Annotated in this window: 10 protein-coding genes and 3 rRNA genes; 4 read left to right on the top strand and 9 right to left on the bottom strand. The window is 61.1% G+C overall.

From position 1 onward, the window contains the following. Window positions 1–142: 142 nt before the first annotated feature. On the bottom strand, window positions 143–301 hold the full coding sequence (locus CU_RS10855) for a hypothetical protein (RefSeq protein ID WP_231837699.1): 159 nt from the start codon (window positions 299–301) through the stop codon (window positions 143–145). 21 nt (window positions 302–322) lie between these two features. Here CU_RS10855 and CU_RS00580 point away from each other — a divergent pair, with 21 nt between their 5' ends. Beyond that, entirely contained in the window at window positions 323–1444 is a 1122-nt protein-coding gene (locus CU_RS00580) for a pseudouridine synthase (RefSeq protein WP_231837698.1), read from the top strand. Window positions 1445–1528: 84 nt separating this feature from the next. Here the strand turns inward: CU_RS00580 and CU_RS00575 are convergent, their stop codons facing one another. The 7 genes from CU_RS00575 to CU_RS00545 form a co-directional block, all read right to left on the bottom strand. Beyond that, window positions 1529–3064, bottom strand: coding sequence for an MFS transporter (locus CU_RS00575; protein WP_012359376.1), 1536 nt, complete (start codon window positions 3062–3064; stop codon window positions 1529–1531). Window positions 3065–3253: 189 nt separating this feature from the next. After that, a 5S ribosomal RNA gene (gene rrf / locus CU_RS00570) occupies window positions 3254–3370 on the bottom strand. Between the two features lie 151 nt (window positions 3371–3521). Then, window positions 3522–6600: ribosomal RNA gene (locus CU_RS00565) — 23S ribosomal RNA — on the bottom strand. 354 nt (window positions 6601–6954) lie between these two features. Next, window positions 6955–8475: ribosomal RNA gene (locus CU_RS00560) — 16S ribosomal RNA — on the bottom strand. Together the 16S, 23S and 5S rRNA genes form the textbook arrangement of a ribosomal RNA operon. Window positions 8476–9382: 907 nt before the next feature. Further along, a complete protein-coding gene (locus tag CU_RS00555) occupies window positions 9383–10768 on the bottom strand; it encodes a hypothetical protein (RefSeq protein ID WP_012359375.1) in 1386 nt (461 codons plus the stop codon). Beyond that, entirely contained in the window at window positions 10761–11732 is a 972-nt protein-coding gene (locus tag CU_RS00550; protein WP_012359374.1) for an ABC transporter ATP-binding protein, read from the bottom strand. Before CU_RS00550 ends, CU_RS00555 begins: the two co-directional genes overlap by 8 nt. A gap of 167 nt (window positions 11733–11899) precedes the next feature. Then, the gene (locus CU_RS00545; protein ID WP_012359373.1) at window positions 11900–12274 is read right to left on the bottom strand and encodes a GntR family transcriptional regulator; all 375 of its coding nucleotides are present in this window, start codon (window positions 12272–12274) and stop codon (window positions 11900–11902) included. A 247-nt stretch (window positions 12275–12521) separates the two neighbouring features. Between CU_RS00545 and CU_RS00540 the strand changes: the two genes are divergently transcribed. Genes CU_RS00540 through CU_RS00530 form a run of 3 tightly spaced genes read left to right on the top strand, consistent with a single transcriptional unit; the run spans window position 12522 to window position 19790 of the window. Beyond that, window positions 12522–14063, top strand: a complete 1542-nt coding sequence (locus tag CU_RS00540; RefSeq protein ID WP_012359372.1) for an NYN domain-containing protein — start codon at window positions 12522–12524, stop codon at window positions 14061–14063. A gap of 36 nt (window positions 14064–14099) precedes the next feature. Then, on the top strand, window positions 14100–16100 hold the full coding sequence (locus CU_RS00535) for a galactan 5-O-arabinofuranosyltransferase (protein WP_231837697.1): 2001 nt from the start codon (window positions 14100–14102) through the stop codon (window positions 16098–16100). 54 nt (window positions 16101–16154) lie between these two features. Continuing rightward, window positions 16155–19790, top strand: coding sequence for an arabinosyltransferase domain-containing protein (locus CU_RS00530; protein ID WP_012359370.1), 3636 nt, complete (start codon window positions 16155–16157; stop codon window positions 19788–19790). Window positions 19791–19955: 165 nt separating this feature from the next. Here CU_RS00530 and CU_RS00525 read toward each other — a convergent pair whose 3' ends face one another. Further along, a complete protein-coding gene (locus CU_RS00525; protein WP_012359369.1) occupies window positions 19956–21278 on the bottom strand; it encodes a glycoside hydrolase family 25 protein in 1323 nt (440 codons plus the stop codon). Window positions 21279–21303 lie beyond the last annotated feature (25 nt).

The raw sequence follows: 21303 nt of genomic DNA, 5'->3' as shown, positions 1-21303 counted from the left end.
ACGACTGTGTCCTTCCCAATAGAACTTCTGTCCTACCCCCATTATCCTGGCTTTTCATCGCGCTCGCTACCGCACTGAATTGATTTCCAATAACCGGAGGGATTAGACGAAAAAGACCCCTTTTTTGGAGGGGTCTGTTGTTTTAAGGCTTCTTAGGTTCCGGCAGTGGGACGTCGTGGGCACCCGGAGCGTTGGATGGGGAGATCAGCTCCCAGATCACCTGCAGGAAGCCCTTGACCACACGGCCGAAATCGGTGGCGAAGAAGCTGGCGAGCGAGTTCATAATAACGTTGAGATCCATAAAGAAAGTTTTAGCACCCAAATGGTTCCTCTCACAATTAAGGATGGCCTCAATCCCTCCCGGGTGGCCTTGCCACATACAGCGGAGCCAACGACCGCCCTCAACTTCCTCCGGGAGCTGATCTCCGCCCAGCGCCACCGCCACCCTGAGGACGACGAGGCCGCCCTGCTGGAACGCTTTGCCGCCGGGGAGGTCGTCGACGATGCTGGTCGCCCCCTCTCCCCCAGCGACGTCATCCGTCCCGGCCGTTACATCAACTTCTACCGCCGTCCCGCCCCCGAGCGCCCGGTTCCTGGCCAGTTGCGCCTTCTCTTTCAGGACGCCAACCTGCTGGTGGTTGATAAACCGCCTTTCATGGCGACCTTGCCGCGAGGCCAGCACATCGTGGAGACCGCACTGGTGCGAGCTCGTCGCCAGTTCGGAATCCCCGAGCTGAGCCCGGCCCACCGGCTGGACCGGTTGACCCGGGGCGTGTTGATGTTTACGGTGCGGCCTGAGGTTCGGGGCCCGTACCAGCGGCTCTTCGATGAGCGGGTCCCGGAGAAGACCTACGAGGCTGTGACTCTGCCCGCCGATGAGGCGCCCTTCCCGCCGATCCCACGCTTCCGGGGATGGCAGGAGTGGCCCGCGCCGACGCCGGAGCAGCCGTGGCTGCTGCGCCACCACATGGTGAAGGAGCGGGGCCGCTTGGCGACCTATCTTGTCGAGCCGGAGGCTCCGGCAATCGATGCGACCGCCCCGACAGATTCCGGTGCGGCAGCTGCTTCCCCTAGCCACGATATGTTCCTGGCACCACCGAATGCGCTGACCAAGGTGGTGGGTGTGCGTTCAGAGCGCCGGGCTCTGGCTATTGCCGGGGGTCCCACCCCAAGGGAGCGGCGGGTGCTGGTCTGGGAACTGGTGCCGGAGACGGGCAAGACCCACCAGCTGCGCGTCGCCCTGCGAACTCTGGGGCTGCCTATCCTCAATGATCCTCTCTACGAGGAGCTTTCGGACGAAGCACTGCGCGACCCAACCGCGGCGTTGCCGAGCCCGCCCTTCGCGGGTGAGGAGGATTTCGGCCGTCCAATGGAGCTCACGGCCCAGAGGTTGCGCTTCCATGATCCACTAACGGGTGAGTTGCGCGAATTCTCGACCTACTAGCCGATCGCTGTCCCCACGCGTCCTGGGACTGCAATCGCCTGTGGAGGGCTACCGTCCGCAGGCCACGCTTTGTGGGCGCCGCTTCTAGACCTTCTCCGATTCCCCGGGCTCGCGGCGGCGCAGCAGTCGGTTGGTGTACAGCGCGCCTGCGGCCAAGACGAGCAGCACGAGCACAGATGTCAAAGTGTATGCACTGAGATAAGAGTCCTGGGCATGCTGGAGAACCGTTGCTTTCACGGATCCGTCGGGAAGACCGGCGGCGAACTGGACGGCGTCCTGGAGGCTCACATTCGGCTCGTGCCCGGCAGATCCGTGGGCGCCTGCGAGCGCGGGAGCGTTGGCGTCGTAAAAAATGGAGTACACGAGGGTAATCGCGCTGCCGAGGATGGCGACGGACATCAGCGCACCGAGCTCGTAGGAGACCTCTTCGATGGAGGAGGCCATACCTGCTCGGTTCGGTGGCGCCCCACCAATCATCGCGATCGATGACACGGCCATGGCGGCACCGAGGCCGATGCCGAGGATCGCCAGTCCTGTGAGGATCACAGCGTTGGAGTGAGCGTTGGAGCCAAAGGCAACGATGAGTGCACCGAAGGCGCCCACTGCCATGCCCCCTGCGATGAACGGGCGGGCGCCGTGGACGGTGAACAGTCGGCTCGCAATGAGCGAGCTGATCAGGGAGCCAACGGCAACGATGGTGACGTATACGCCTGCGTGCAGCGGGCTAAAGCCATCAATCAGCTGGAGGCGCTGGGTCGTGAGGAAGTCGAAGCCGGCGACCGCAAACATCGCTAGGCCTGCACCGAACACGCCGGACAGAAATGGTGGCGAGCGGAAGATAGCGAAGTCCAGGAGCGGCTCCTGCAACCTTCCCTGACGCTTGGCGAAGCGAAAGCCGAAGGTCACCGACACCACAATTGCGATGGCGACGACCATCCAGTCGACGGGCCGGTGCGCGAGCTGCTTGATGAAGAGCACAAAGGAGACCAGCAGGAGCATTGCCTGCAGAACGGAACGGAAATCCCAGGCCTGATGTGGGTTGGGTTCGTCACGCTTCGAGACGAAAGGGAGCGCGATCAGCGCGGCGAGAACGATGGGGACGTTCATGAGGAAGACGGAGCCCCACCGGAAGTATTCGAGGAGGAGCCCGCCGACCACAGGACCGAATGCGGCAGCAAGGGTGGCGAGAGCTGACCAGATGCCGATCGCGAGGTTCATCTCGGCTGGCTCTTCAAAGGTATGCCTAATGAGGGCCAGGGTGGCGGGCATCATCGTGGCCGCGCCGATAGCGAGAAGACCCCGAGCGGTGATAAGGGTAGCGACATTGGTGCTATAACCGCCGAGCAGGGACGCGAGGCCAAAGATGATGAGGCCGATGATGAATAGGCGCCGGTGGCCGACTTTGTCACCGAGGGTGCCTGTGCCCAGGAGTAGCCCGCAGATGACAATGGGATAGGCGTTGATAATCCACAGCATCTGCGGAGCGGTGGCGTCCAATTCCGCCACGATCGTGGGAAGGGCGGTGTAGAGGACGGTGTTATCCAAGCAGACAAGGAACACTCCCATGCCGACGGTGGCGAGGAGGAACCAGCGCCGTGGGTCCTTGGCGATTTCGTTCATTTTGTGCGCCGTCCAGCTTCTTCGAATTCACTCCGGTTCGGGTATATAGGGTTGAGACACCAAAAGCCCCCGTTGGTTTGGGGGCTATAGGGAAATAAAAAAAGTGGTGGTGCGACGTACTGTCGATCATCACCCGCTAATAAACGGGAACAACCAACAACACGTCGCACCACCACTATGAAAGTTTAATGCCGGCGGCGTCTTACTCTCCCACACCCTCCCAGGTGCAGTACCATCAGCGCAGGTAGGCTTAGCTTCCGGGTTCGGAAAGGGACCGGGCGTGACCCCACCGCAAAAACCACCGACAAACACAACAGAACAACACACACCCAAACACCACACAACAGGCGTGTGGTGTGCCGTGTCATTCCAGACACTGCATAACAGACGCGAATACCACACTCATGACAACATTCACCTATTACGTGTGTGCTTCACACAACCAACCGGGTTGTGTGGTTTGTTACACTTCGGCCAATTAGTACCAGTCACCTCCACACCTCACAGTGCTTCCAGATCTGGCCTATCAACCCCATCATCTCTAGGGAACCTCAAAAGAAACCTCATCTCGAAACAGGCTTCCCGCTTAGATGCTTTCAGCGGTTATCCCTCCCATACGTAGCCAACCAGCCATGCCACGGGCGTGACAACTGGCGCACCAGAGGTATGTCCAACCCGGTCCTCTCGTACTAGGGTCAGCCTTTCTCAAGTTTCAACGCGCGCGGCGGATAGAGACCGAACTGTCTCACGACGTTCTAAACCCAGCTCGCGTGCCGCTTTAATGGGCGAACAGCCCAACCCTTGGGACCGACTCCAGCCCCAGGATGCGACGAGCCGACATCGAGGTGCCAAACCATCCCGTCGATATGGACTCTTGGGGAAGATCAGCCTGTTATCCCCGGGGTACCTTTTATCCGTTGAGCGACACCACTTCCACAAGTAGGTGCCGGATCACTAGTCCCGACTTTCGTCCCTGCTCGACCTGTCAGTCTCACAGTCAAGCTCCCTTGTGCACTTACACTCAACACCTGATTACCAACCAGGCTGAGGGAACCTTTGGGCGCCTCCGTTACACTTTAGGAGGCAACCGCCCCAGTTAAACTACCCACCAGGCACTGTCCCTAACCCAGATCATGGGCCGAGGTTAAGATATTCAATACGATCAGAGTGGTATTTCAACAACGACTCCACACCCACTAGCGTGAGCGCTTCACAGTCTCCCACCTATCCTACACAAACCGAACCGAACACCAATACCAAGCTATAGTGAAGGTCCCGGGGTCTTTTCGTCCTGCCGCGCGTAACGAGCATCTTTACTCGTACTGCAATTTCGCCGGGCCTGTGGTTGAGACAGCAGAGAAGTCGTTACGCCATTCGTGCAGGTCGGAACTTACCCGACAAGGAATTTCGCTACCTTAGGATGGTTATAGTTACCACCGCCGTTTACTGGGGCTTAAATTCTCCGCTTCGCAACAAAAAATGTTGCTAACGGGTCCTCTTAACCTTCCAGCACCGGGCAGGCGTCAGTCCGTATACATCGACTTACCCGTCTTCGCACGGACCTGTGTTTTTAGTAAACAGTCGCTTCCCTCTACTCTCTGCGACCACCACCAGCTCAACACGTCGTTCACCAGCAGTGGCCCCCCTTCTCCCGAAGTTACGGGGGCATTTTGCCGAATTCCTTAACCACAGTTCACCCGATCGCCTTAGTATTCTCTACCTGACCACCTGTGTCGGTTTACGGTACGGGCCATACATGCACTCACTAGAGGCTTTTCTCGACAGCATAGGATCACCAACATCCCCACAAACGGGTACGCATCACGCCTCACCCACAAAGCTGTACGGATTTACCAATACAGCGGGCCACACGCTTACACCACAATCCAATCAGTGGCTCGGCTACCTTCCTGCGTCACCCCATCGCTTGACTACAACAGATCAGGTCCCACGCATCCCAACACAACACACACAAAGTGCATGAAGCATCGTTCAGGGCGGTTAGTATCACTGCTTCACCATTGGTCGCACACATACGGGTACGGGAATATCAACCCGTTAACCATCGACTACGCCTGTCGGCCTCGCCTTAGGCCCCGACTCACCCTGGGAAGATTAACTTGACCCAGGAACCCTTAGTCATCCGGCGGATGAGTTTCCCACTCATCATTCGCTACTCATGCCTGCATTCTCACTCGCATAACCTCCAGCACTGGGTTACCCCGCACCTTCAACGGATCACACGACGCTCCCCTACCAACCCAACACACAATGTTGAGTTCCGCGGCTTCGGCGGTGTACTTGAGCCCCACTACATTGTCGGCGCAAAACCACTCGACCAGTGAGCTATTACGCACTCTTTCAAGGATGGCTGCTTCTAAGCCAACCTCCTGGCTGTCTATGCGATCCCACATCCTTTTCCACTTAGTACACTCTTAGGGGCCTTAACCGGCGATCTGGGCTGTTTCCCTCTCGACAACGAAGCTTATCCCCCGCTGTCTCACTGCCGCGCTCTCACTTCACGGTATTCGGAGTTTGGCTGATGTCGCTAAGATAGTAGTCCCGCTAAACCAACCAGTAGCTCTACCTCCATGAAGAAACACACGACGCTGCACCTAAATGCATTTCGGGGAGAACCAGCTATCACGAAGTTTGATTGGCCTTTCACCCCTACCCACAACTCATCCCCTCAGTTTTCAACCTAAGTGGGTTCGCGCCTCCACGACGTCTTACCATCGCTTCACACTGGTCATGGGTAGATCACTCCGCTTCGGGTCCAGGACATGCCACTAAACATCACACTAGTTAGTATTCGCTTTCGCTACGGCTACCCCACCAGGGTTAACCTCGCGACATGCCGCTGACTCGCAGGCTCATTCTGCAAAAGGCACGCCATCACCCCACAAAAAGGGCTCTGACGGATTGTAAGCACACGGTTTCAGGTACTATTTCACTCCCCTCACGGGGTACTTTTCACCATTCCCTCACGGTACTCAATACACTATCGGTCACAACAAGTATTCAGGCTTACCGAGTGGTCCCGGCAGATTCACAGCAGATTCCACGAGCCCGCTGCTACTCGGGAAAAATGTCAACGCACACATTGCATGCTTTCACGTACCGGACTCTCACCGTCTACGGCAGGCCATTCCAAACCACTTCCGCTAACACACAACACGCACGCGGGCCATGGCAGCAGCCCACAACAAAATCCCACAACCCCATACACGCAACCCCTGCCAGGTATCACACGCATATGGTTTAGCCATCATCCACGTTCGCTCGCCGCTACTAGCAGAATCATTATTATTTTCTTCTCCTGCGGGTACTGAGATGTTTCACTTCCCCGCGTTACCACCACACCACCTATGCATTCAGTGATGGGCGACCACACATAACCGTGGCCAGGTTTCCCCATTCGGACACCCTCGGATCAACGCTCTATTGGCAACTCCCCGAGGCCTATCGTGGCCTTACACGTCCTTCATCGGCTCATTGTGCCAAGGCATCCACCGTGCGCCCTTAAAAGTAACAAATCAAACACTAAGACACACACAAACACACACCACAAACGGTGCGCATCAGGTGAACAACAAAATCACAAGAAATTAGATACTCGCGTCCACTATACAGTTCTCAAACAACACGAACACCACCCACACAACCAACCACCACGGTCAGTCACACAGGACAGCATCCCAACAGGAACAACAACACATGCCATTCCAGACACCCAACAACGCAACAAACCAAACACACACAACTCGTGAACACAACAACACACACCAACAACCAACAAACGGTCACTGGCGGACACGCAAGCAAACCCCCACTACAGGGTTTCTAATGCCCACGATTCACCCACAAACAAATAAACAAAAACTCCTTAGAAAGGAGGTGATCCAGCCGCACCTTCCGGTACGGCTACCTTGTTACGACTTCGTCCCAATCGCCGATCCCACCTTCGACAGCTCCCTAACAAGTTTAGGCCACTGGCTTCGGGTGTTACCAACTTTCATGACGCGACGGGCGGTGTGTACAAGGCCCGGGAACGTATTCACCGCAGCGTTGCTGATCTGCGATTACTAGCGACTCCGACTTCATGGAGTCGAGTTGCAGACTCCAATCCGAACTGAGGCCGACTTTCAGGGATTAGCTCCACCTCACGGCATCGCAACCCACTGTATCGACCATTGTAGCATGTGTGAAGCCCTGGACATAAGGGGCATGATGATTTGACGTCATCCCCACCTTCCTCCGAGTTAACCCCGGCAGTCTCTTGTGAGTCCCCACCACAACGTGCTGGCAACACAAGACAAGGGTTGCGCTCGTTACGGGACTTAACCCAACATCTCACGACACGAGCTGACGACAACCATGCACCACCTGTACACCAGCCCCGAAGGGAAACTACATCTCTGCAGCGATCCGGTGTATGTCAAGCCCAGGTAAGGTTCTTCGCGTTGCATCGAATTAATCCACATGCTCCGCCGCTTGTGCGGGCCCCCGTCAATTCCTTTGAGTTTTAGCCTTGCGGCCGTACTCCCCAGGCGGGGCGCTTAATGCGTTAGCTACGGCACGGAAATCGTGAAAAATCCCCACACCTAGCGCCCACCGTTTACGGCATGGACTACCAGGGTATCTAATCCTGTTCGCTACCCATGCTTTCGCTCCTCAGTGTCAGTAACTGCCCAGAGACCTGCCTTCGCCATCGGTGTTCCTCCTGATATCTGCGCATTCCACCGCTACACCAGGAATTCCAGTCTCCCCTACAGCACTCCAGTTTGCCCGTATCGCCTGCACGCCCGGAGTTAAGCCCCGGAATTTCACAGACGACGCGACAAACCACCTACGAGCTCTTTACGCCCAGTAATTCCGGACAACGCTCGCACCCTACGTATTACCGCGGCTGCTGGCACGTAGTTAGCCGGTGCTTCTTATCCAGGTACCGTCACCCGAAGGCTTCTTCCCTAGCGAAAGAGGTTTACAACCCGAAGGCCGTCATCCCTCACGCGGCGTCGCTGCATCAGGCTTCCGCCCATTGTGCAATATTCCCCACTGCTGCCTCCCGTAGGAGTCTGGGCCGTGTCTCAGTCCCAATGTGGCCGTCCACCCTCTCAGGCCGGCTACCCGTCGTCGCCTTGGTAGGCCATTACCCCACCAACAAGCTGATAGGCCGCGGGCTCATCCTCCACCGAAAAAACTTTCCACCAACCACACTAAAGATTGGTCCTATCCGGTATTAGACCCAGTTTCCCAGGCTTATCCCGAAGTGAAGGGCAGATCACCCACGTGTTACTCACCCGTTCGCCACTCGAGTACCCCTGCAAGCAGGGGCCTTTCCGTTCGACTTGCATGTGTTAAGCACGCCGCCAGCGTTCGTCCTGAGCCAGGATCAAACTCTCCATAAAAGCCATGAGGCCCAAAACAATGAAGAGCCAACATCAACTGGCTAAACAAAAATAATAAAAGAACTACTGACAAGAAATTAACATCGTCACTCAGAAACAAATGACAACAATCCTTGATAAGTAGACACGAAAACCACACCAAACACAACGTTTTGGCGCAGCTTCAGGCGTATTCACAACCAATCACCACACACCACAAAAAATAGTGCGTCGAGCTGGTTATGCCACAATTTAACGACCATCACTACACAACAAACAATTGTGTAGACACCTGCATCAAGGACTTTTTCGCAAAGCCCCCGAAACACACTAAACAGTGCATCAAGCGACAGTCGGTGGCATGAACAACACCCACGTATCAACCACTCCCCACCACCAACAACGGTGGCGCGTCAGAGCAGACTGCATCATCATGTTCCAAGTCATGTATAAAAAATCAAACAAATCCCAACCACACAAAAACTGTGTGTCAGAACCGTTGATCTGCTTGGTTCATCACGCTATTGAGTTCTCAAACAACATATGCACACAACAATCCACAACCACAACACTGTGGAGCTTCACGTTGAGGCGGATTCCAACCCTATCACCCACATGAACCAGAAGCAAACCGGAGAAAAACTCACGATCACTTGGCGTTCACACACTCGGTGACAAGAAACAAGACCGAAAGGGAAATCCAACCACCCGGTAATAACCGGCGATCTTGCAGGATTGCTAAGCTACACCATCCAAGAACCAGATGCAAACACAGAAGCAAAACCCTTCTTAAGGATCTTGATTCCCCCGTGTGCACCGGGCCTGTCGGCCTCGCTTGCAGATCAATAATCTACACACACCCCACAACAAACACAAAACCCCAGGTCAGAGTTGTTTTTGAACTGGGGTTTAACCCCTGCTGCGGGCGCTATTCAACCAAAGTCTGGATGTGGCCGGCGTTCCGAGCATCCTGCTTGATGATGCGGGCGTAGAAGACCCACACCGCTATCGCCGCATAGAACGCAGAGATAAGGACACCGATGGCCGCTCTCGGTAACGGATCAACGTCCCCAGTGAAGAACAACTGGAAGCAGAGCACCGTCACCATTGCCATGCCATAGGCGAGGAAACCCCCGAGCGTTACCGCACCAGCCTTGGGCCACCGCAGCGTGGCGAGTGCAGTTAACAACGTGGTGCCCAGAATGAGGAAGAGCACGATCAGGCCCAGCATCGGCGCGCCTGCCAGAATCTCTGTTCCGCTGAACTGCTCCCGGAGCGCGCTCCCGCTATTCAGCAAGGAGGGATAGCCGATCAACAGGAGGGCCAGGGGCACCGACCAGCTGGTTTTGACCGTCCCCTCCAGGGCTGCTCGCCGCCATGTCCGGCGGCTTCCGCCAAAGGCCAACCATTGAACATAGTTTTTTGGCAGCCCGTACGCAGTGAGCAGCCACCTGCTCCCGATGAGGGCGCCAACAAGTGCGGTCCCTAGGTAGGCGCCGATCGTATCCGCCGCCCAGGGCCAGAATGCCAACACGAGGCCAAGAGCCAAGGCGATACCGCACTCCCATTTCGCCAGGGTGCGCCCCAGCAGGCGCAGTGGTTGGATCACCGCCGCGTCGAGTGCCGTGTCTGCTTCGAAAGCCGCCCGCTCTTCGCGGCTCAAGTCCTCCGCATTCGAGCCTGCCGGGGTAACGGCTCCACCTTCAGAGCTCGACGCCACCTTCCGCGTTTTCGCCTTCTCCGCTCGGACCAGGATGTTCTGCTCGCCCACCGCGTCATTGCGGATGTCCACTTGCCAACTCCAGCCCCGATAGACGGCGTAAGCGAGAAGAAGCAAATAGCCCACAAGGCAGGAGAGCAGAAGCTTTCCCGAGGTCAGCATGCCGTTAGCGGTCCGAGAAATCACCACGACAATGAGGAGATAAAGCGCCGAGGCCGGCAGCGCCATCCCCCACATAGCTGCCGCTAGTCGGCGGATCTGCGCCGTGGTCAGCCCGAACGCCCGCAGTTCTTCGCCCTTCGGCTGGAATACCAAGTGCACGCTTCCCACAGCACCGCCCAGGAAGATGGCATAAAAGAAGTTCATTGGCCGGTGTTCCGCCTCGCCAACGATCGCGAGGAAGCTCATGAGAACTACGAGGAGCACCCTCCACAGCACGCTCCGCCACGACGCGAAGAGGAAGACCTGGCCCATCACTCGGGTGTTCACTCGCTGGACCTGGGCCGAAGCCTCGCCCGCTACCCCCTTGCTTTCCGCCACCTTCATCCCACCGTCCAATGGCTGGGCATGCCGATCACTCGTCTTACTACTCATCGCCGGCCACCTCTCCGGTGAGCGCGAGCACCTCCTGCTCCAAGTCCGCGGCCTTCAGCTGGACACCGGCGCGTTGCGCTGCCGACTCTGCCGCCACGGCTTCCGGCGATTCGGGATCATAGCTGAGGGTCAACCTGCGCAAACCGGTGCTGGTGACGTCCTTAATAAGGAAGGAAGAAGGGGCGACGGGCAAGGAAGCAGACCACTGCTCGAGGAAGGCGGACACTGCCTGGCTGGGACCGGAGACCAGGTGGATGCGGCCGGAGACGGTCTCGAGGGGGCCGGATTCCAGGAGCTTGCCCTCGTCGATGATGATCACCTGATCCAGCAGTCGGGCGACGTCCCCGAGGTGGTGGGTGGAGAGGATCACCGTGCGGGGATTGCGCTCCAGGTCGGACATGAGGAATTGGTAGAAGGCCTCGCGACTCTGCACGTCGAGGCCAAGATAGGGCTCGTCCAGCAGGGTGATCGGGCACTGCGCTGCCAGGCCAAGGATGATGCTCACCGCCGAACGCTGTCCGCGGGACATCGCGCGCAACCGCTTGCTGGTATCGATGCGGAAGGCCTGGATCATCTCCTCCGCGAAGGCCTGATCCCAGGTTGGCCAGCGAAGTTCCGCGACCCGCAGCACGCTACGCACCGGGAGGTCCTGTGGCCACGTGGCGTCAGGGCCGGCGAGAATGATGCGCTCCAGCGCCCACTCGTTATCGCGGATGGGCTGACCGTCCAGGGTCACCGTGCCGGAGCTGTTCAGCTGCTGCGCGATAGCCCGTAGCAGGGTGGTCTTCCCCGCTCCATTCCGTCCGATCAGTCCGTAGACCTGACCGCCCGGGATCTGCAGGCTGATGCCGTCGACGGCCGGGTGGGTTTTCTTGCCGAAGCTGACCGTCAGCCCCGATAGCTCGATGCTGGGCGCAGGCCCCTGCGGGACGCCCGTTCCAACGCTTTCTTTCAGGTGGTTCATTGTTGTGCCTTCCTGTGTGGCGGGACGCGTGGTGCGTCGACTTAGCGGTCTAGCGTGATGCTCTGGGCTGGTTGCCGCTCGAAGGGCAGTGTTTTGCCTGCTCTCCGGTGCTCTGCATGGGCGGCTGGAGTAACCCGCGGGGTGCGGGCCTCGGTGCGTTGTTGGGGTCAGTCATAGAGCCCCCGGCTTTCAGCGACGCTGCCCAGCAGCTCGCGGAGCTCGCTGGCGGTCATGTCCAGCTTCGCGGCCTCGTCGACCAGCGGCACCAGGTAACGGCCGGCGAAGGCCTCCTTGCGCTGCGCGATGACCTTCTCCCGCGCGCCCTCAGTAACGAACATGCCGATACCTCGCTGTTTCTGAAGCACCCCGGCATCCACCAGCAGGCTCAAGCCCTTGCGGGCGGTGGCCGGGTTGATTGCGTGGAAGGCCGCGAGCTCGTTCGTCGACGGTGCCCGCTCCCCCTCTGGCAGGGAGCCGTCCACAATGGCATCCGCTACGAGCTCAGCCACTTGCTGAAACAGCGGCGTGGTGGCTTCCTCCATGGCACCTCCCTGTATTCGTGTTCGATCCCCTCGATGGGGCTTGGTTGGCGTTCACTGTGCGACCAGGTTGCGGTTCAGCACCGCGCCCTACCTAGTCGGTTAGTTACTTGTGTAACCAACCATACAACAACTCTTTGATGCACACTAGAGGGGAAAGCGCCACGCGCACAGGCTCTCAAGAAGTACAGTGCGCAATGGATAATGCACTGAAAATTGTGAAACTAAAGAAACGGACAACCGACCCATCATGCTCGAACGAACACAGATCTTCGTCGATACCTCTTATCTCCTAGCTAGCTTCTATAACTCCTGGGAAACCGGCGCCCGCGCGCAATTAGAAATCGACCTTCCGGAGGTCGTCTGTACCTTGGGCCGTATCGCCCAGGACCAGCTCAAACAGCCCATTCACCGACAATTTTGGTACGACGGCATCCCGGAGTCCGGACCACACCGCTACCAGCGTTCCCTGCGCAGCGAACCTGGGGTGCAGCTACGCAGTGGCCAACTCATTGAATGGGGAGACCGCCGCACGCAGAAGGCGGTGGACACCCGCCTGGTCGCGGATATGGTGCTCGCCGCCGTCCGTGGCAACGTCTCGGATATCGTCCTCGTCTCCGGCGACGCGGACATGCTGCCCGGCGTGGAAGAGGCCGTGGATGCGGGCATTCGCGTGCACCTCTATGGCTTCGGCTGGGACTCCATGTCCTCCCAGCTGCGCTTTGCCTGCGATACGACCACGATCCTCGACCCTCGCGAGGATTTCCGGGACACGATGCGACTGCAGATTCTGGAGGGGCCGCTGCCCGCCAACGCCAGCACCACCCCAATCCCTGGGGAAACGCAGGGCGAGGACAGCCCCAGCCCGGAGTTCAAGCCCCTCGGCGATGCGGAAGAGCCCGAAGAGTCCGGACCGAGCGTCATTCCGGATATGGAGCACAACAAGCAGGCCGCCAAGCCCACGGCAGAAGCGGGCAACAACAACGCGGCCGGGGACAACGCGCCGGCCGAAACCGCCACGGAGCCGACCTCCGCGGCAGCACCCGAACAGGCTTCGGCCACGGCCGCAGGATCCGAGGACGCACCGGCAGGCACTGTACAGACCAACGCTGCTGCGGCAACCACCACGACGGATGAGCAGGCAGAGTCCCCGTCGGCCGCCCCAAGCCCCGCGGCGCACCCTGCTGCACCAAAGTCGGCGCCGAAGCCCGGACCCAAGCCGGGTCCGGCACCTACTGCCTCCGCCGAACCAGCGACGTCCGAGTCGGCCGCCGAAACGACGGCACAACCGACCCCCAACACCGTCGCAGCTCAGGGTGCTGCGGCACCGAACGACGCGGCGCCGGACAACAAGACGCCGGACAACGCGGCTGAGCAGAGCGGGGCAGCACAGTCCCAGGCACAGGAACCAGCCACGCCCACCGAGGACACCCCGGAAGCAGCGCCGAAGCCGAAGCCGAACCCGTCCATGATGGCCCGCCACCGCAAGCTGCGCTCCCGCTACGTCCCGCTCCCCAACGAAGTCTGGGCATCCGCGGGCGAGCAGAACCCCTACGACATCGGCCAGCAGTACGCCGTCTGGTGGTTCGATAACGCCGCGAGCGAGGCCCAGAAGGACAATGCCCACCTGCTCTCCGGCGGCGGCCTTCCCCCGGAGATCGACCGCCCCCTCCTGCAGTTCGCCTGCGATACCCTCCACGAGTACACCCTGACAGAGGCCCAGCGCGTCGGCCTGCGCGATGGTTTCCACAGCGGTATCCGCGGCATCATGCTCCGCGGCCCGCGCGGTTAAATCCGCCCTTCGGTGTGCATGTGTTTTGATATACGCATGCACACCGGAACGACCGTCGAGCACAACCAAGCATCCGTCACTGGATTCAGCACTGCGGAAACGCAGCCCGATGCCCTGAGCCCGCTGCGCACAATCGTGCACATGCTGGTCACCGGCGCGGTCGCGGCAGTGGCGACGGTCGTGGCCTGGTTCATCATGTCCAGGCCGAGCCTTCCGGCGTATAACACCAGCTACGTGCTCAAGGCACTGAGCAGCGTCGGCTCCGTACTCGTGATCCTCTTCGCCGCGGTGTCGGTGTACTACGTGCTCCACCCTCGACCCAGCTGGTCGAACTGGCAACGCCGCGTTCTCGGCGTGCTGCTCTACCTGGCTCCGGCCGGCCTGGTGATTACCAGCATCGGTATTCCACTGGCCGCTACCAGCCTGTACCTGGATGGCGTGAGCGTCGACCAGGCTTTCCGAACCCAGTTCCTGTCCCGCCTGACGGACACCCCGGGCTGGGTGGACATGGCCTACCCGGACATGCCGAGCTTCTACCCTGGCCTGTGGTTCTTCACCGGCGGCCTCTTCGCCCGCATGACCGGGTTGGCGGGCTGGGCCGCGTACCAGCCGTGGGCTTTGATGACCCTGGCTGCGGCTTTTTCCATGCTCGTTCCCCTGTGGCGCCACCTCACCGGCTCACTGGCCTCGGGCGCGACGGTCGCGCTGGTCACGGCGGTGGCAACCCTCCACGTGGCGCCGGAGGAACCCTATGCCGCCATCGTCGCGGTGGGAATGCCGGCCGCGATGGTGATGACCCGCCACGCGCTGCTGGGCTCCCGCTGGGCACTGTTTGGCGTCATGGTCTACCTGGGGCTTTCGGCGAATCTCTACACGCTATTCACCGCTCTGTCTGCGCTCTCGGTGGTGGTCATGGCCATCGCCGCTGCGATCCGAGAGAAGGGGATCCGTCCACTGCTGAAGCTGCTGGCCATGGGCATCGGTTCGATCCTCATCGCCCTGCTCGGCTGGCTACCCTACCTGCATGCGCTGCTGACCCAGCCTCACGGCCCGACCGGCAAGGCGCAGCACTACCTCCCCAAAGATGGCACCGAGCTGATGATGCCCTTCTTCAATGTTTCCGCCCTCGGTGTTCTCGCTCTGATCGGCCTGGTCTGGCTGGTCGCCCGCCACCGTCAGGACGACGCCCGCGCCCTTCTGGTCGGCATCCTCACCGCCTACGGTTGGGCGGTTGCCTCCATGGCCATGCCGGTGCTCGGCACGACCCTGCTGGGATTCCGCGTGGCTCTGCCGATCGCGCTTCTCTTCGCCGTAGCCGGTGCCCTGGCGATCATCGATCTGCGGGGCGTGGGAATGCCGAAGTTCTACCCGGCGACCGTGGACCCCGCGAAGTCGAGGGGTGTGACGCGTGTGTTTGCGGCAATCCTGGCATTCGGAACTCTCTACTACGCGATCGATATTCCGATGAACCACGAGAAGAAGATCGATACCGCCTACACGGACGCCGACGGCAACGCCAGGCGTGGCGATCGCATGCCTGCGGACGCCACCGTCTACTACGCGCAGGTTGACGAGCACCTCGTCGAAAAACTGGGCAAGCGCTCCGGATCGACCATCCTCACCGATGAGCAGCACTTCATGAGCTTCTACCCCTATCACGCGTACCAGGCGATGACCGCCCACTACGCCAACCCGCTGGGGGAGTTCGAGCGGCGCAACGAGGAGATCGAGTCCTGGACCCAGATCACCGACCCCGATGAGTTGATCGCCGCGATGGATCGGGCAGCGGAGGAAGAAGGCTGGACCGCACCGGACGCCCTCGTCCTCCGCGGCGAGGTACCGGCCGAGGAGGGCGGCCCGGCGGGAAGCGACGCCACCCCAATGGAGGAAGCGGAGTTCTCCTACCTCATCGCGGATGACATCTACCCGAACCAGCCGAACGTCCGGTTCCGCACCGTCCACTTCCCGGCGAGCGCGTTCCAGAAGCACTGGGATGTCACGCAGATCGGGCCTTTCGCTGTCGCGGTGCGTAACTAAGGCCACGCGCGTACTAGTCCACATTTGACCGGCGGTAACGTACAGTTATTAGCCGTGTCTACGGTGCAGCAGAATAATAAACAGCCAGATCGAGGGCCCCGAAACGCGGTAAACTCCGCGCCGCCGCCACAGGCGAGCTCGGCCCCGAAGAGTGGCGCCAGCAGTCGGATCACGACCCTCGCGATCGTGTCCGGCTTGCTGGGCTTCTTGCTTTTCATCGCCACCCCATTTTTGCCGGTGAACCAGCAGCAGTCTTCCTTTTCCTGGCCGCAGAATGGGGACCTGAGCAGCGTCACCGCACCACTGATCAGCTACTCCCCGGAGAGCCTGGACCTTTCCATCCCGCTTTCCGAGGTCGACAAGCTCAACGACGGCCAGAGCAACGTCCTATCCACCGTGCCGGAGGGCTCGAAGGAGGAGACGCTGCGCGGGCTCTTCGTCCGCAACACCGACTCCGGACTGGACGTCATCATCCGCAACGTGGTGCCCCTCTCCCTCAAGGAGAAGGACCTCAAGGAGCTCTCCGATGATGCACTGCTGCGCATCACCTCGGATGCCGAGGCCACCCGGGTCTGGGTGGACGGCACCACCACCGACGGCGAAGAGCTGGACCCTGCGGTGTACTCCGGCGATATCGACCGGGACACTCGCCCCATGCTGACCGGCATCTACACCGAGTTCGAGAACACCCCAGAGAACGCGAAGGCCGCTGCCGACGCGGGACTTAAGGCCGACGTCAAGGTGGATTCGCGCTTCTCGAGCGCCCCGACGCTGCTGAAGAACATCGTCATGTGGCTCGGCCTGGCCTTGATGGTCGTCTCGCTGTGGGCGCTGCACCAGATCGACAAGCTGGACGGCCGCACCGGCTCCGGTCGCCTGATGCAGAAGGATTGGTGGAAGCCGCGCTGGGTGGACGGCTTCGTGGGCGCCGTGCTGCTGATCTGGTATTTCATCGGCGCGAATACCGCCGACGATGGTTACCTGCTGACGATGGCCCGGGCCAGCCACGAGTCCGGCTACATGGCCAACTACTACCGCTGGTTCGGCGTACCGGAGTCCCCCTTCGGCTGGCCGTTCTACGACCTGCTGTCACTGATGGTCAACGTCTCCTCCACCTCCCTGTGGATGCGACTTCCCGCTCTGCTGGCCTCCGCGGTGACCTGGCTGGTGCTCTCCCGCGAGGTGCTGCCGCGACTGGGAGTGAAGATCAATCAGCGCGCCGTGGCGCACTGGACCACCGCGGTGGCCTTCCTGATGTTCTTCATCGCCTTCAATAACGGCACCCGCCCGGAGCCGATCATCGCAGTCTTCTCGCTGCTGACCTGGGTCTCCTTCGAGCGTGCCATCGCTACCCACCGGCTGCTGCCGGCGGCGCTCGGTACGTTGCTGGCCACCCTGGCATTGGGTGCTGGCCCGACCGGCCTGATGGCCGTGGCGGCGGTGCTGGTTTCCCTGAGCGCCCTGATCCGCATCGCGGTGCGTCGTCTGCCCTGGTTGGGTGCGGAGAAGGGCGCGAGCCGCGGGAAGGTGATCCGCGGGATGCTCGCGCAGATCGCACCGTTCCTCGCCGCGGGTACCGCGATCCTCGTCGGCGTGTTCGGCGACCAGACGTTCAGCACCGTGCGTGAGGCCATCGCCGTGCGCTCCGACCGGGGCCCGTCGCTGTCCTGGTACCAGGAGTACGTGCGCTATACCTCCCTGCTGGAGCAGTCCACCGACGGCTCCTTCGCGCGCCGTTTCATCGTGCTGATGATGATCTTCAGCCTCGGCGTGGTTGTGGCGTCTATCCTGCGCAATGGGCGTGTTCCGGGCGCGGCGAAGAGCCCGACTGTGCGCCTGATTCTGGTCATCCTCGGCACGGCCTTCTTCATGGTCTTCACGCCGACAAAGTGGACGCACCACTTCGGCGTCTACGCGGGCATCGGCGCTGCACTCATCGGGCTGGCGGCGGTCGCCGCTTCGCACTTCTCGGCGAGCTCCGCACGCAACCGCGTGCTCTTCCTGGGCACCACGTTCATGCTCTTCGCGCTGGCGCTCTCCGGCACGAATGGCTGGTGGTACGTCTCCAGCTTCGGCGTGCCGTGGTGGGATAAGACGATCCAGGTCGGCGGCATTGAGGCCTCCACGGTGATGCTGGCCATCGCCCTGCTCACACTGCTGTGGGGTGTGCTGCTGGGCTACCGCACGGACGCCCAGAAGGCGCGCGCCCAGTCCGCAGGCGAGGTTGCTGACGTCGACAATGACGACGCTGACCGTGCGGCAACGGACACGAAGAAACGGAAGCGTAAGTACCGCGTCACGATGGTGACCGCGGCACCGATCGGCGCGCTGACCATGCTGGCGCTGGTCTTCTCGATCGCGTCAATGGGCAAGGGCTTCATCTCGCAGTGGCCGGCATATTCGATCGGCAAGGGCAACGCCGTCTCGTTGGCCGGGCACACCTGCCAGCTGGCCGAGGACGTCCTTGTGGAGACGAATACGAATGATTCGCTGCTGAAGGTTGCCGACGGTTCCCCGATCGGCGACTCCCTGACCACCGAGGACTCCACGGGCTTCCTACCGAACCGCATCCCGGCGCACATCGACCCGGATGGCCGTGGCGAGGATGCCGTGAGCCAGAACTCCGTGGAAACCGCGATGAAGCTGGATGGCGATCAGCGGAGCACCGGCACGGGCCTGAACGAAGAAGCCACCCAGGCCACCAACGAGGGCACGGACGGTACCGCCGGCGCGGCGTCCAACGACCGGAACGACGACGCCGCGGCCTCCGGTGACCGCAGCGGTGGCGCCGAGGCCGCGGACGGTGGTCAGGATTCCGGCACCGCCGGTGGCCTGCTGTCGAAGCCGGGCGTGAACGGTTCGCATGCGCGCCTGCCTTTCGAGCTGGATCCCCAGCGCGTGCCGGTGGTCGGCTCCTTCCAGGAGGGATCGCAGTTCTCTGCCTCGACGACGACCAAGTGGTACTCCCTGCCGGAGAACCGTGAGGACTACCCCCTGATCACGCTGAGCGCTGCGGGCACCATTGGTCACTTCGATTCCGACAATGTCTTCCAGTACGGGCAGCTGGTCAAGGTTGAGTACGGCAAGTCGACTGGCAAGGGCCAGGAGGACTTCGAGCCGCTGGGCGAGGACCTGCCACTGGACATCGGCACCGCCCCGCAGTGGCGTAACCTGCGCATTCCGATGGACTGGATCCCGGAGGAGGCGGATCAGATCCGCATCGTCGCGGTGGATACCAACCTCACCCCATCCGAGTGGCTGGCGCTGACCCCGCCACGCGCCCCGCAGCTGGAGCCGCTGAATGACTACGTGGGTTCCGAGGCTCCGGCACTGCTGGACTGGGCCACGGCCTTCCAGTTCCCGTGCCAGCGGCCATTCGACCACACCGTTGGCGTGGCTGAGGTGCCGGAGTTCCGCATCTCGCCGGATCACTCCGCGCGCCGCATCCTCACCCCGGTGATGGACTACGCCGGTGGCGGTTCCGTGGGGCTGGTGCAGATGAGCACACAGGCCACGGAGCTGCCGACCTACCTTAAGGACGACTGGCTGCGGGACTGGGGCGTGCTGGACCGCCTGCGTACCTTCCCGGATGCCACGGGCGAGAAGCCGCGTCCGGTTGAGGTGGACGTCGAAGAGAAGACCCGCTCGGGCTTCTGGTACAACGGCCCGATGAAGTACAACGATGAATAGTTAGCGGCTGGCCTGCCGGTAGAACGGCAGGCTGGCAGCGCACGTGGGTGGGCTGTACTAGCTGCCTCAAGCACTAACCGCCTGCGGCAACGCCAAAGCCCGCGGCTCCTCGTACCTCGAGAGGAGCCGCGGGCTTTATCGTGCGCGAGCGGGTATGTCCAGTGTTTAGCTCAGGGCGCGCAGGAGCCCCTGGAGCGCGTTCGGGTCGACGTTGAGCTGACCGTTCTGCAGCTGGCCTGCCCAGTCCCGGGTGCCTGCCACCGTCTGGATCACGCGGAGCAGCTGGCCCAGGTCAACACTGGAGCTGCTGCCGGCGCTGCCCAGGGCACCCGACTGGCCGGCCATGTTGAGCAGCTGTTGGATCGCCTCGGTGGGCACGCCACCGTTCTGGCGAGCCTCGCCCAGGGCGCCAGCCAGCGCGGTGAGCGCAGGCAAGAGCTCCTGGCCCTGCTGGATCTTCTCCGCAACCTGGTCCTGCGGCACGCCGAGCTGCTGGGAGATCGCTGCAGCGACCGGAGCGGTGAGCTGCGGCAGTGCGCTGTTGATGAAAGTCTCCGGGGACACACGGCCGCCGACGACGCCGAGCAGCTGAACCACGAAGTCCGAGGTGATCGGCATGTTGACGCCGGTCTGGTGCTCGATCTCGTTGACGATCTGAGCTTCCTTCTCGACGATCGGCTGGGACGGTGCCAGCTGGTTGGAGGTCTCGCCGGCCGGAGTGTTAGCTCCCATGTCTCCGGCCAGTGCCTGGAGCTGGGAGTCGTCGCCGTAGTACTCGTTCAAGTCGACGTCGGTGATCACGCCGTCGACGGAACCGTTGCCGCTGTACTGCCAGAAGGTGACCTTGTCCCAGCCGCCCGGGATATCATTCGGCAGGCTGCTGGAGTAGTAGGCCAGCCACAGCGGGTACTCGGAGAACTCCGTCGTATTCGCCATCTTCTGCTTCCAGAAGGAGTAGTAGGTGTAGATGATCGGCTGGCGACCGGTCTGGATCTTGATCTCGTCGATCCATTCACGCACCCAGTGCTGCAGCTGCTGGGGGCTAAGGCCCTGATCTTCCTCGAGGTCGAGAACCGGGGGCAGGGAAGGCTGCGGGCCGGTCGCGATCACGGAGGCGTAGAACCGGGCCTCGGCGCGCGGATCATTCCAACCTGGGCGAGCGTAGTGGTAGCTGCCCGGAATGATGCCGGCCTGCTGGGCCTTCACCGAGTCCGAGGCGTAGTAGGGGTTGGTGTAGCTGGTGCCCTCAGTGGCCTTCACGAAGGCGAACTTCTGGCCGCTGGCAGCGACGGTGTTCCAATCGATGGCCGCGCCGCCCGGGTGCTGGTGGGAGGCGACGTCGATGCCCGGGATGGCCCAGGAAGGCACCGGGATCACGTGGCTCGCCATCAGCGCGGCGACGGTGGCAGACGTGCCCAAAAGAGCAGTTGCCGTGAGGCGTGCAGGGGTCGAGGTACGGCGCGTGCGGCGCCAAGGCAGTGAACGCATGTGGAATAGAGTACCCAACTTTCAC

This window comes from Corynebacterium urealyticum DSM 7109 (assembly GCF_000069945.1).
In the GTDB taxonomy this organism is placed as follows: Bacteria; Actinomycetota; Actinomycetes; order Mycobacteriales; family Mycobacteriaceae; genus Corynebacterium; species Corynebacterium urealyticum.
The sequence above is the reverse complement of the archived record's forward strand: the minus strand, read 5'-3'. Positions and strand labels throughout refer to the sequence as shown.